The following is a 13,922-nucleotide window of genomic DNA, read 5'->3' on the forward strand; positions in this document are numbered from 1 at the left end:
AACCATAAGTTTTTATTATCCACATATAATTTTATAAATTACATTTACTCTTTATCTTTATAGTTTATAAGGTATAAAAAAAGGCATAACATTAATATCATTTCACCTAAATAGAGTTTTACTTTAAGTAAATTTAATTGATATTAAAATCATACCTATATTATTTAATATTATTATTTTTCAATGGGAGTTTTATCTGTTTCAATAGCTTCTGGAAAAACTTTTAACAATTTTTTTGAAAAATTGTTGAGTTTATTATAAAACTCTAAGTAACTTGGACTTATCTTCTTCATAGCTGGTATTAATATATCATAATAGCCACTTTCTTCATAAAATAGTTTCATTAGAGATTGAAATTCCGCTGCTTCACTCTCTTTGTACTCATCTGTTTGCTTAATTTCATAGTATTCTTTGATTGTATCCTCATTTTCTTTCCAATAAGAATCAAAATCCTGATTAACAGTTTTCATATAGTTTTCAGACATAGAATTTAGAATGTTATTATCATATATAGATGACATTTCATCTATAAACTCCTTGGCTCTTTCTGGAAATTCTATTTTATCTACATTATCTAAAAATTTTATTATGATATCATAAGCCTCTTCTTGATCCGATGTGGAAATTGGCTCATTTAAAAAATTACTAAAGTGAATCGTAATGTACCTTCCAAAATACCCTGGAAAACAATCTAAAAGCTTTTCTTTAATGGTTTTATTTTTTTCGATATGTTCTAATTTTAAAAATGCTGACGACTTATTACCAGAAACATATTCTTCCATAATAGAATTCTTTTCGACATCAATAATTAATTTTTCTTTCTTTAATATTAATATTCTTGAAAGTTCATCAATCTCATTACCAGTTATCACTTTATTAATTTCGCTTATATTTAATTCAAGTTTGCGATAAAATGCTATTTTTTTAAGTATCGAAATGTCATTATCTGAAAAACTTCTATATTGATTCTCATTTATTTCAGGTTTTAGCAAACCCTTTTCAATATAGTATCCAATTGCTTTTTTAGTTAGGCCAGTTTCATTACATACTTCACTAATATGCATATTTTACACCTCCTACTACTATTTTAAAGCGTTCCCCAAGGTATCGGTCAATACATAAAATATATAAATTACTAATTATACTTTTAGTTAATAAAAATCCCTTTATACGATTATTTATCATTCGAAAATAAAGGGATTTTTTATACAGATTATTATCCTACTTAGCATAATTTTATTTTTATATTTAATTTAGTAGTTATTTTTATTATAAATATTTATATTATATAGTAGGCTTTTTAGAATTTCCTCTAACATCAATATCTAAAACTTCTAATGTTTCATCTCCTCTGTATCCTATAACATAGCTAGTCATATTTAAACAAGAACAAGAGTGATTAGGAATTATCTCTATTTTGTCTCCAATTTTTAAATCAGTCTCTCCTACTATCTCTATTTTTCCTACTTCTTCAGATAAGCCGATTATATCTAGTTCACTATGCCCTTTTACTTTTCCAAATCCTGTTATCAAGGCACTTCCATGAGCTCCTTTGTCTAACCCTAAACACTTACTTCCTACATCAACTATAAATAAATTTTTACTAGGTCTAGATATTATCGTACCAAGTGCAGTTAGTGAGCAATCGTCCTCTTTACATACATCTAAAGATAATTGTATATTATCATAGAATACGTAATTTCCCGGTCTAAGAACATCTAAAATATCATTGTCGACTACATCAAAGAAAGTAGGCGTACTTCCTGATGCTACTACTTCCATATTAAAACCATTTTTCACAAGTAAATTTTTAGCTGTAGACATAGCTTCAACTTCTTGTCTTGAAATCTCTGGTACTTCACTTGAAGATGTTATACCATAAACATGTCCTGGATGAGTACTTATCCCTATTAATTTTAAATTTTTAAAATCAGATAAATCTTTTGCTAACTCTAAACAATTTCCTGGTAATACTCCAAGTCTATTTAAACCTGAGTTGATTAATATAAAATACTCTAATGTTATGTCAGCTTGCGATAATATATCATTCCATATTTTCGCACTATCAGCATTGTCAAAACTAAGTATTATTCTTCCTTCCTTTGCAAGGTGTATGATTCTTTTAATATCTACCGGATTAGCTACTGGATACGGAAATGTTATAGAATTTATACCCGCTTTAATAAATTCTTCTGCCTCATCTACAGTTCCAACTAATAGCCCTTTTGCCCCATACTTCATTTGGATTTGAGTTATTTTTGTAGATTTATGAGTTTTGGTCATTGGCCAAAGTTCTTTACCATTTTCATTGCATAGATTTTGAACATTTTTTATATTATTCTCTAGTGCATCTAAATTTAGTAAAAAATTTGGTGTGGATAGTTCATTAATTTTCATAGCTATATATCCCCTTTTTATTTAAATTTAAAGCAAATCATCCTGACCAGATTTGATTAATCCCTTTTTATATGCAAGTAATAGAAGTTTTAAATCATCAATTTTTTCTTGAATAACTTCTCCGTCATCGGTATCCCTTACCATCTTTCTGTTAGCTTTATGCTCAACTACAACAGTTGTCGATAGTATGTCGCTCTCATTTTGTATAGCCTCTTCTGCTGAGCTAAATGGCTCATGTGAAACAAGTTGTAGCGTTCTAGAGTTATAGATAAGTGTGTAACCTGCAATACCTGTTTTTCTCTGGTAGGCTCTAGAGAATCCCCCGTCTATTACCAATATCTTACCATTTGCTTTTATAGGACTTTCTCCCTTTTTGCTTTCAACTGGAACATGGCCGTTTATTATATGTGATTCATCATAATCTAAACCGAATTCATCGAATATACTTTTGCATATATTCTCATCTTCTCTGAGTTTGTAGTACGGATTTTTCTTTTCTTTGTGCGACTCTTTATCATCAATAAAATATCTCTCAAATGTAGTCATATCATCTTTTCCAAAAAGTGAAGAGCATTTACCAGTCCACATATACCACATCATATCCATGCCGTATTGTTTGTTATTGCACTTCTTCTGCATAAAAAATCCTTCACGGATCGTAGTTTCCATTTTTAACATCAGTTCCTTACCACAATAATCTTTACCCTTTATTTTCATAGACATAAAACTTCCATCTTCATTTAAGGGAACACATCCATGTATAAGGAGATTTGAGTTTGCTTTTAAATAGATACTCCCTTTTGAAAATAAGAAAGATATATGTTTCTGAAGTTTTTCACTGCTTTTGAAAGAAGTTACTAACCTCTCAATTACAGTACTTTCCTCTTCTGTAAGCTTATAAGGATCATTTTTATCTATAGTTGGGAAATTAGTGTCGCTCAACTTGTAAGTATTCCCCTTAAGATTTATTATTCCCTTGTCGTAGTCAATCATATCTAACAACAGTCTATTTTCCATTTCAAACTCAGGTCGCCTCTTAATAACGTCTCCTTCAAGTTTAAATTGTATAATACTTATTGCTTTATGCATCTTGGCCATTAAAAATTTCTCTCTAGTTGTGAAGTTCTGATCGCTAATTTTAGGTATAAATTGCTCACATGGATCATCCTTGTATGTGTCCAGCGAGAAAGTAGCTAAAGGTAGAAGGTTTATACCGTAAATATCCTCTAATATATCAAGATTTGCATATCGGGCAGAAATTCTAAGTGCATTAGCTATACAAGTCTTTTCACCTGCTGCCGCTCCCATCCAAAGTATGTCGTGATTTCCCCACTGTATGTCTACTGAGTGGTGCTCCATAAGTTTATCTACTATTATATCAGGTCTAGGGCCTCTATCGTATATATCACCTATAACATGTAATCTATCAACAACAAGCTTCTGTATAACAGTAGATATATCTATTACAAACTCTTTAGCTCTATCTATATCTATAATTGTTTCTACTATGCTTTTAAAGTATTTTTCTTTGTGTTCACTCTTAATATCTTCATGTAGTAATTCTTCTATTATATATTTAAAATCATCAGGTAATAGTTTTCTTACTTTTAATCTAGTGTATTTACTTGATGCATATCTACATAGTTCAATAAGTCTGTATATATTTAGTCTGTAAAACTTTTCCATATCAGTTTCTTGCTCTAAAATAAGATCAAGCTTTTGTTCTGGATAGTACACAAGAGTTGCTAACATTTTCTTTTCTTTTACAGAAAGTTCTTCTCCAAAAAGTTCTTCTATCTTTCTCTTTATAACACCAGATCCATTTTTTAATACGTGTACAAAAGGCTCATATTCTCCGTGTAAGTCAGTCACAAAATGCTCAGTTCCTTTTGGAAGATTCAGTGTTGCCTCTAAATTTATTACTTCTGCACTAGCCTCAGATATGCTAGGATAAGTCTTTGATAATAATCTCAAGTATTTAAGTTTACTATTTAAATACTCATAAGATATATTAGATAACTTTTTCATTTTATTCCTCCAAATTATCTTAGTAATATATTAATTTTATGTATTAATTATATCATAAAATAACTTTAATATATAACCTACGACTCTTTAATTAACACGATTTCAGCTAAAAAATGCTAACTTTCCAAGTGTATATTAAGATTTTAGCTACAAAATATAATAAAAAACGTCAAAAAAGACTAGATATATATCTAGTCTTTAATTGATTAATTTTATTGTTTTTTTGCAAGAAATAATTCATATGTGATCTTATATTCCTAGAAGTAATGACATTCTTACTAAATTAGTATATTTTCCTTCGTAGAAATTTTCCTTTTCAAATATTGCATCTATATTAAACCCAACCTTTTTGTATAGATCAATTGCTTTTGTATTTTCTTCATTAGTTACAAGAGTTATCTTTTTAGTAATTCCATTTTCTTGACAGAAATCAATAAGTTCTTTCATTAATTCTTTGCCAAGCCCAAGACCCCAGTACATCTCTTTTACAACTATACCTAAAACTCCAACATGCTTTCCTTTCGCCTTTTGATTCGAATCTATAGTTGCTATACTAGCAATTTCCTCCCCATCAAATGCTATAAGCATAGTTGAGTTATTAGAAGTCTTATAAGATTCAATACTCGATTCAGTCTCAGTCAAAGATAATTTGTACTCACCTTCACCAAATGATAAGAATGGAGTTTCTCCACCTACTTCATTGTAAAAATCGATTACCTTTTGTGTATCTTCTTTTCTTCCATCTCTAACAATTACTTTAGTATTATTTTTTAAGCATAACTCTTTCATGTCAATTCCTCCTAAATTAATATGTATCTAAAAAGATGTTATCACCATTTTTAATTACTTACAACGACTTAATTTAGAAATCCAATTTAAAAATCAATATCAAATACAGTTATAAACTGCATATGATATTTTTGTAAACAATTTTAAATTTTATATAAACGTTTTCATTTGAATATTTTCAATTTTTTTATTCTATTACATTAGCCCCATCACTGTCAAGAATAATCTCATAATTAGCATACCTACAACTGAGTCGAAAATAGGAACCAATAACAATATCCCTCTGTATTTTGCACTAGTATTAGCAACTAACACTATTCTCGCATAGTGACCAACTAATGTCCCCATTAGCATACATGGAATGATAAGTATTGTAGCTTGTGAAGCTGTTATCATACCTTGAGCAAATAGATTCGCAGCTGTAGCCGCACCCGCTGCTTTTGCAAAGAATGCAGATATTAATACAACCACTGACTCTCCTGGAAGCCCAAATAACCCCATAACTGGTCCAAATACTTTACCAAATAGATCAACAAGCCCTGTTAATTGTAAAAACGTTACAATCATATAACCCATTATCATGGCAGGTAGTATTTGTTCAACACCTATATAAAATCCTTTTTTAGCTCCGTTCATAAATATCTCAACGGAAGACTTTTTAGGTTTACTGTTTTCTACTGTATTTCCTGCTTGTTGAGACATTATGCAACACTCCCTTGCTTTTTATTCTTTATTTTTATATATAATCTTATCATATTCGCTCCTAATAATTTACAGAATATCTCTATCAATATGATTGGCCCAACTGCCATAAGTGCTATTGGAAGAAGTGGAGCTTGAGTATTTATAGTATTTAGTATTACTGCAGAACCTGCGTATTGGTATGCAACGAATATTGTACGCTCATCATCCGTCATATCTCCACTTTCAACAAGCTCTTTAGTCATTATTGAAGCAACATCTGAACTAGTGAACGATGATACAAATGCTACACCTGCAGTTCCTGGTATACCAAGTAACGGTTTAAGAATTGGGTTAAATATCTTTGCTGCTGCTTTCATAGCACCCATTGATTCAACCACATCTATTATTCCAACTGCAAGTGCTACAGTAGGAACTAATGTCAACGCGAATAAGAAACCATCTTTAGCCCCTGTTCCGCCTTTACCTGTAAAGTCAACTCCATCTACTATCTGCCCAAAACTACCTGTAAGGTTTGCAAAGTCGAATGCCTTTAAGAAATTATCTGCATCTTTGAAAACCCCAGAAAATAATACTATAAGGACAAATAGCGACAAGTAGCCTTTCCAAGTTACCTTGTTAGTCTCATTAGATTTATCCATGTTTTATCCCCCCACTATTTTAGTATTTAAATTTGTCTAAGTTTAGTACTATCGTTGATATTATTTTAGCTCTTTCAAACATAGACTCTACTAATGCATACTCTCTCTCAGTATGGTTCCATTGACCTTGTACTCCAAAAGCACATAATGTAGGAACGTTTGCAATAGTTAGATAACTAGCATCTGAACTTCCGCCTAATCGCTTAAATCCAAACTTAGCGAAACCGTTCTCCTCGCAAACATTGTTTATGAAATTATAAAATTTCATAACATTATCTGTAGTTTCAAAGGCCATTAGTTGAGCTATGTACTGAACATTTGTTGTTGTTCCATCAACATAAGTCTTAGCACAGATATCATTTACGCTCTGTTTTATTTTATCCATATCTTCAACTCTGTCAAATCTTATGTCTATATCAATTTTACAATTTTTTGGTATTGCGTTTGGTATTCTACCACCTTTTATTACACTTACACTCGCTGTGATACCCTCTTCAAGATTTGTTAATTTTTGTATTTCTAGTATTTTATGTGCCATTTCTTCAATTGCATTTATACCACCAGCAAAGTCATTTCCTGCATGCGTTTCAACACCTTCGACTTCAACTATACAGCCTATTCTACCTTTTCTTCCTGTACATAAGCTATTGTCTACTAAAGCTGTCTCCATATTAAAAGCACAGTAACCGCCATTTGCTGCATCTAATAGAGCTTTCTCACCACTAGATCCTTCATGTCCACTTTCTTCATCACCTGATAATATAACTTTTATTGGTCTTTCATTGTATCCAATAGAGTTTAGAGCTTTTATTGTGTATAATGCAATTATGATTCCGCCTTTCATATCTAAAGCGCCAGGCCCATATGCCTTATTTCCTTCTATTCTAAAAGGATTTTCTCCAAAAGTTCCATTTTTAAATACAGTATCCATGTGGCCAGAGAATATAACTGGCTCTTTTCCTCTGTTCATACCGAGAGTTGCAACTAGTGTATTGCCATTAGGACCAACATCAATTTGCTCCACATCGAAACCTTCTTTAACAAATTCACTTTGAATTCTGTTAGCTACGACATTTACGCTTTGCTTGTTCCCAGTAAAACTTTCTAGGTTTACTATCTCTTTCCATAATTCAAGAATCTCATCTCTTTTACTGTCAATAAACTCATCAATTTCTTTTAAATAATTATTCAAAATATTCACCCCTTAATGTTTAATATAGATTACATTGCTGTTTGCTTATTTCCAATACTTATTTACTACTTTTGTTTTTTTGGAAATCATTAAAGACTAGTCTTGTTTTAAGAATATCACCATTTTATTTAATTCGTCAATACTTTTTTTATTTTCTGATTTTTCTTCATATTACTACTTTTTACATTTACATTACTAGCATTAAGCATTTATTTTTACATATTGACTCTAATAAAAGACTAGTATAGAATAAATTTGGACTAGTACTTCTTGGCAAGCAATTTAAGGAGGACAAAATGAAATATAGAATAGGATTCATAACTACCGATTATTATGTAAATGATTGGTTTTATAAAACTATAGATACTATAAGTGATAGATGCGAGGTTGATCTTATTGTAGTTGATAATTTCGATACTTATACTAAGCTTATAAACATCTACAATGAAAATGTAAAGAAATACGATGCCTTTGTATGCAGCGGTGTTATCGCGTATTCGATGTTGAAAGAAAACATTGAAAATATTGCAGTTCCAATGGATTATTTGAGTCTTGGAGACAGAGACTTCTACAAGTATATTTTTAAGGAATTGATAGAGGATAGAACACTGGATATATCTAAAATGTTCATGGACTTTCTTAGACTAGATAACAATTACTATGATATATATTCCTTGATTGATTATGAAAAATGTCCGTATACAATACGTGACTTTGACATCAATCAACCGGCTAGAGACTTTAAAGTTCTTAACGATACACTTTTGGACATACATCTTGATTTATGGAAAAGAAATAAAATTACACTTTCAATTACTAGAAACTATATCATAAGTACTATTTTAAATGACCTAGGATATAAATGTGTATATATGTCTCCATCTGCTGAATCAATACTAAATACTTTTACAAATGTGCTTAATAAATTAGAGCTAGAGAGACTTGATAAGAACAAACTTGCTACTGGAATTATCACAATCGATAGTAACGAATACTGTGATGAAAAATTTGTTTTTGATAACGATGATATCTTAAACAGACTTTGCAATATGGTATCTGATTTGTTAAATAAGATTGGTTTCTACAATATACAAGTTATAAAAAATTCAATGAAAATTGAAATGCATACTACAAAAGACACGTTATTCAAATTAACTAATGGATATAGGGACTTTTTTATTGATGATATATTAGATAATATTTCCTATAGCATAAATATAGGTTGGGGAATTGGAAATACAAAAACACATTCAGAAAGCAATGCTAGAAATGCAAATATTAAATCAGCAGAACTTGGAGGCAACTGTACTTTTGTTATAGATGATACTAATCGACTAATCGGCCCGCTTTACTCAGAAAACAAAATCATTAATGCCTCTGATAGCGTTATAGTAGAGAGGCTTGCTTCGTATATCCCACTTTCTAGCACAAATATATCTAAAATTATGTCAATAGTAGATGAGAGAGGCACAAATGAAATCACAGCCAAAATACTGTCCGACTACTTAAATGTTACTCTTAGAACAGCAAATAGAATTTTAGGCGTACTATATGAATCGAACGTCGCAACTTTAGTTGATTCAACTGGTTCAAAGAAGCATAGGGGACGTCCAGAGAAAGTTTATCAAATAAACTTCTCTCACATATTAAATCAGTTTACTAATTGAATCAATAAAATATGTAAAAGTTATAAATGGTATAGCTAATAAGTAGCTATACCATTTATTATTATAAAACCATTATTTAGTTAATTTAATCATGACTTACCTTATAATTTCTTATTTACTTACTAAACCTTCTTTTACTACCCCTTCCTACTAACAACTCCTTATTTTATAAGTTGTTTTATATGATTATAATATACTTGCGAATTATGCAAATAAACACAAATAAGCGTAAGTCAGCACCATATAAAGGTGTTGCACTTACGCTTAATATGAATCATAATTTTCTAAATGAATTTCTGATATTTTTAATATTTTTTAAATGCCAGTGTAGCATTATGGCCACCAAAACCTAACGAATTAGAAAGAGCGTATTTAACTTCTTTTTCTCTCCCTACATTAGCTACATAATCAAGATCAAGCTCTTCATCTTGATTAACTAGGTTAATTGTTGGTGGTATGAACCCTTCATCTATGCTAAGTGCGCATACAACGGCTTCTATTGCCCCTGACGCTCCTAACAAGTGACCTGTCATGGATTTAGTTGAAGACACGCATAAATCGTACGCTTTATCCCCAAAGACATTTTTTATAGCCATTGTTTCAAACTTGTCATTATAAGGAGTAGAAGTTCCATGTGCATTTATATAATCAATTTCATTAATATTTATATTTCCATCGTCTATTGCCATCTGCATAGATCTAGCTGCTCCTTCACCATTTTCTGCGGGTGTAGTTATATGATATGCATCTGCAGTAGATCCATAACCTACAACTTCAGCATAAATCTTTGCATCTCTGTTTAATGCATGCTCTAATTCCTCAAGAATAAGAATCCCTGCACCTTCTCCCATTACAAATCCATCTCTATCTTTATCAAAAGGACGAGATGCTATCTTAGGATCATCGTTTCTCACAGACATAGCCTTCATATTACAGAACCCAGAGAAGGCTAAGCCTGTTACAGCTGCTTCTGATCCACCAGATACCATTAAATCGGCATCTCCTCTTTGTATGATTTTAAATGCATCTCCTATAGAATGAGTTCCAGATGCACAAGCTGTACACACATTAGTGTTCGGACCTTTAGCTCCTAAGAATATCGATACTTGACCTGCTGCCATATTACCGATCATCATTGGTACGAAAAATGGACTTACTCTTTTGTTACCTTTTTCTAATAATATCTTGTGTTGTGTTTCTATTGTCTCCACTCCACCTATACCTGATCCTATTATAACTCCAAATCTATATGGATCTACTTTTTCTAAGTCTAGTTTAGAATCTTCAACCGCCATCTTAGCAGAAGCTATAGCATATTGAGTAAACCTATCTATTCTCTTTACTTCTTTTTTACTTATAAACTGTTCTGGTTCGAAGTTTTTTACTTCTCCAGCTATTTGAGTTTGGTATGTGCTAGCATCAAATTTAGTAATTATATCTATCCCAGATACTCCAGATTTGATATTTTTCCAGAATTCGTCTTTGTCGTTTCCAACTGGTGTGACACATCCAAGCCCAGTTATAACTACTCTTCTATTATTCATAGAATACCTCCACTATTCGTCAGCTTATTACTATTTTTGTGCTTCGATATATTTAACTATATCTCCTATTGACTTGAAGTTTTCAGCGTCTTCATCTGGTATTTCCAATTCAAATTCATCTTCTAAAGCCATTATTATTTCAACAGCGTCTAGTGAATCAGCTTCTAAATCTTTCATTAGAGATGTTTCTGGAGTTATTTCCTTATCTTCTACTCCTAATTGGTCTTTTATTATTTCTACAACTTTATCAAACATTGTGTTTCCTCCTAATTTTCGTTTTTAATTTTTTTATATAAATAACTATTAAGTTATAAACAAACCTTATTGCATAACCATTCCACCGTCTACATTTATAACCTGACCAGTTATATAATTAGACATATCACTCACAAGAAATGCAACTAAATTAGCTACATCTTCAGGCTTCCCAAAAGTCTTTTTAGGAATATTGGCAAGCATAGAATTTTTAAGATCTTCTGATAGAACCTGAGTCATATCTGTATCTATAAAACCAGGAGCTACTGCATTGATATTTATATTTCTAGATGCAAGCTCTCTAGCAGATGCTTTAGTAAATCCAATTACTCCAGCTTTAGATGCACAGTAATTTGTCTGTCCAGGATTTCCCATTATTCCAACTATAGAAGCCATATTTACAACTTTACCATATTTTTTCTTCATCATGTACTTTGAAGCGGCTTTTGTACAGTTGAATACACCTTTCAGATTTATATCTATTACTTTATCAAAATCTTCTTCCTTCATTCTCATAAGAAGGCCATCTCTGGTTATACCTGCATTATTTACAAGTATATCTATTTTTCCAAACTCTTTTACTACTGATTCCATCATGTCATTTACTTCTTCTGATTTGGATACGTCGCATTTAAATACCATGCATTTAACTCCCATACCCTCGATTTCAGATTTAGTGATATTTGCATGTTCCTCATTTGAAGTATAGTTGATTACGACATCAGAGCCAAAAGAAGCCAATTTTTTAGCAACTTCTTTTCCTATTCCACGTGACCCCCCTGTAACAACTGTAACTCTACCTGCAAAATTCATCATTAAATTTCCCCATTTCTATAATTATTTACAAATTTATCAAAAGAATCTATATCATCTATATTGTGAATATCTACTTTTGCATCTTTTTGTGAGGATATTTTTTTTATAAAAGCCTTAAGAGTCTTTCCAGGACCAATTTCAATAAATGTATCATAACCCTCATCGATAAGTCGTGATATTGAATCTTCCCAAAGCACCGAAGAACTAACTTGTTTAACTAAAAGGTCTTTACAGTTTCCATCGTAGAAATCAGCATTTACATTTGAAACTACCTTTATATTTGAGTCTTTAATATTTATCTTATCTAACTCTAAAGAAAGTTTTATTCCTGCTTCTTCTAACATCGATGAATGGAAAGGACCACTAACACTAAGTTCTACAGCCTTCTTAGCTCCACTACTTTTGCATTTTTCCATAGCTTCACGAACCTTTTCTGTTTCACCTGAAATTACTATTTGACCAGGAGAATTATAATTTGCAACTTCTACAACGCCACATGCAATCTCATCTATGACCGAATTGAGTGAGGGTCTATCCATACCTAAAATTGCGGCCATTGTCCCTTCTCCAAGAGGTACAGTATCTTGCATATACCTTCCTCTTTTTTTTACAAGCTTTACAGCATCTTTAAACTCCATTATTCCAGCTGCTACTAAAGCACTGTATTCACCTAAAGATAGTCCTAAACAAACATCAAAATCTAGATCCAATTCACTATTTAATGCTTCAAAAGCTGCTATACTATGTGTTAATATAGCAGGCTGTGTATTTTCAGTTTTAGAAAGTTCTTCATTAGGACCTTCAAACATCATAGATTTAAGATCCATATTAAGTTCTTTACAGGCAGTATCTATTATATTTTTAGCTACTTTATTACCTTCGTACAGTTCTCTTGCCATACCTGTATATTGAGCACCTTGACCAGGAAACACTAACGCTATTTTTGCCATAACACTCCTCCTATAAATTAATGTTTGGCATTACCTCTTTTGCCTTTTTAACTAAGTCTTGCAATATTTCATCACATGGTTTTATATCTTTAATCATCGCAGCTATTTGACCTGCCATAAATGAACCTTTTTCTTTATCTCCATCTATAGTAGCCATTCTTAAAGCTCCAACACCCTTAGATTCTAACTCTTCAGGAGTGGCACCCGCTGCTTCCATTTTTAAGAATTCTTTTGACAGCTTATTTTTTAGAGTTCTTACTGGATGACCTGTTATTCTTCCAGTAACAACTGCATCCCTGTCCTTAGCCTTTATAACCATTTGTTTATATGTTTCATGAGCTGTACACTCGTCACTACATATAAATCTAGTTCCAATTTGAACGCCTTGAGCTCCCAAAGCAAATGATGCAGCTATTCCTCTACCGTCAGCTATTCCTCCAGCAGCTATTACAGGTATACTAACGCAGTCAGCAATTTGAGGTATAAGAACCATAGTTGTTACTTCTCCTATGTGTCCACCAGCCTCTGTTCCCTCTGCTATAACAGCAGTAGCACCGAATCTCTCCATTCTCTGTGCCAATGCTGTAGTTGGAACTACCGGAATAACTTTCACTCCAGCTTCTTTCAATCTCTCCATATGCTTTGCTGGATTTCCAGCACCAGTTGTTATTACTTTGATTTTCTCTTCTATTACTAAGTTTATAATATCATCTGCAAATGGGGAAAGTAGCATTACATTTACCCCAAATGTTTTGTCAGTTAGTTTTCTACAGTTGTCTATCTCGTTTTTTATTACATCTTTTGGTGCATTTCCAGCAGCTATTATCCCAAGCCCCCCTGCATTAGAAACTGCAGCAGCAAGCGGTGCGTTTGCAACCCATGCCATTCCACCTTGTAATATAGGGTATTTGATATCCAATAATTCACATAATCTGTTCATA

At 31.8% G+C, this 13,922-nt stretch carries 13 protein-coding genes; 1 reads left to right on the plus strand and 12 read right to left on the minus strand.

All coding sequences use genetic code 11. The features are described from left to right. Positions 1–173 precede the first annotated feature (173 nt). The 7 genes from KQI18_RS02470 to KQI18_RS02500 all read right to left on the minus strand — a co-directional run bounded on the left by KQI18_RS02470 (position 174) and on the right by KQI18_RS02500 (position 7,758). Positions 174–1,064 (minus strand): MerR family transcriptional regulator, encoded by an 891-nt coding sequence (locus tag KQI18_RS02470; protein WP_216466033.1) that lies wholly within the window; start codon positions 1,062–1,064, stop codon positions 174–176. A gap of 220 nt (positions 1,065–1,284) precedes the next feature. Beyond that, entirely contained in the window at positions 1,285–2,397 is a 1,113-nt protein-coding gene (locus tag KQI18_RS02475) for an alanine racemase (RefSeq protein WP_216466034.1), read from the minus strand. Positions 2,398–2,424: 27 nt separating this feature from the next. Further along, the gene (locus tag KQI18_RS02480) at positions 2,425–4,425 is read right to left on the minus strand and encodes a fructose-1,6-bisphosphatase (RefSeq protein WP_216466035.1); all 2,001 of its coding nucleotides are present in this window, start codon (positions 4,423–4,425) and stop codon (positions 2,425–2,427) included. A 249-nt stretch (positions 4,426–4,674) separates the two neighbouring features. Next, on the minus strand, positions 4,675–5,214 hold the full coding sequence (locus KQI18_RS02485) for a GNAT family N-acetyltransferase (RefSeq protein ID WP_216466036.1): 540 nt from the start codon (positions 5,212–5,214) through the stop codon (positions 4,675–4,677). Between the two features lie 195 nt (positions 5,215–5,409). After that, a complete protein-coding gene (locus KQI18_RS02490; RefSeq protein WP_216466037.1) occupies positions 5,410–5,916 on the minus strand; it encodes a nucleoside recognition domain-containing protein in 507 nt (168 codons plus the stop codon). Further along, positions 5,916–6,557 carry a nucleoside recognition domain-containing protein gene (locus tag KQI18_RS02495; protein ID WP_216466038.1) on the minus strand — a complete coding sequence of 214 codons (642 nt, stop codon included), beginning with the start codon at positions 6,555–6,557 and terminating at the stop codon, positions 5,916–5,918. Before KQI18_RS02495 ends, KQI18_RS02490 begins: the two co-directional genes overlap by 1 nt. Positions 6,558–6,576: 19 nt before the next feature. Next, the gene (locus KQI18_RS02500) at positions 6,577–7,758 is read right to left on the minus strand and encodes a M20 family metallopeptidase (RefSeq protein WP_334299384.1); all 1,182 of its coding nucleotides are present in this window, start codon (positions 7,756–7,758) and stop codon (positions 6,577–6,579) included. Positions 7,759–8,045: 287 nt separating this feature from the next. Between KQI18_RS02500 and KQI18_RS02505 the strand changes: the two genes are divergently transcribed. Continuing rightward, positions 8,046–9,416, plus strand: a complete 1,371-nt coding sequence (locus tag KQI18_RS02505) for a hypothetical protein (protein ID WP_216466040.1) — start codon at positions 8,046–8,048, stop codon at positions 9,414–9,416. 305 nt (positions 9,417–9,721) lie between these two features. Here the strand turns inward: KQI18_RS02505 and fabF are convergent, their stop codons facing one another. The 5 genes from fabF to fabK form a co-directional block, all read right to left on the minus strand. Further along, a complete protein-coding gene (fabF, locus tag KQI18_RS02510; protein ID WP_216466041.1) occupies positions 9,722–10,960 on the minus strand; it encodes a beta-ketoacyl-ACP synthase II in 1,239 nt (412 codons plus the stop codon). A 30-nt stretch (positions 10,961–10,990) separates the two neighbouring features. Beyond that, the gene (acpP, locus tag KQI18_RS02515; RefSeq protein ID WP_216466042.1) at positions 10,991–11,215 is read right to left on the minus strand and encodes an acyl carrier protein; all 225 of its coding nucleotides are present in this window, start codon (positions 11,213–11,215) and stop codon (positions 10,991–10,993) included. A 66-nt stretch (positions 11,216–11,281) separates the two neighbouring features. Beyond that, entirely contained in the window at positions 11,282–12,031 is a 750-nt protein-coding gene (gene fabG, locus KQI18_RS02520) for a 3-oxoacyl-[acyl-carrier-protein] reductase (protein WP_216466043.1), read from the minus strand. After that, positions 12,031–12,981 carry an ACP S-malonyltransferase gene (gene fabD, locus KQI18_RS02525; protein WP_216466044.1) on the minus strand — a complete coding sequence of 317 codons (951 nt, stop codon included), beginning with the start codon at positions 12,979–12,981 and terminating at the stop codon, positions 12,031–12,033. The genes fabG and fabD overlap by 1 nt, the downstream gene beginning before the upstream one ends. Before the next feature lie 10 nt (positions 12,982–12,991). Further along, entirely contained in the window at positions 12,992–13,921 is a 930-nt protein-coding gene (gene fabK, locus KQI18_RS02530; RefSeq protein WP_216466045.1) for an enoyl-[acyl-carrier-protein] reductase FabK, read from the minus strand. Between the last annotated feature and the right edge of the window lies 1 nt (position 13,922).

This window comes from Metaclostridioides mangenotii, from assembly GCF_018917235.1.
In the GTDB taxonomy this organism is placed as follows: Bacteria; Bacillota; Clostridia; order Peptostreptococcales; family Peptostreptococcaceae; genus Metaclostridioides.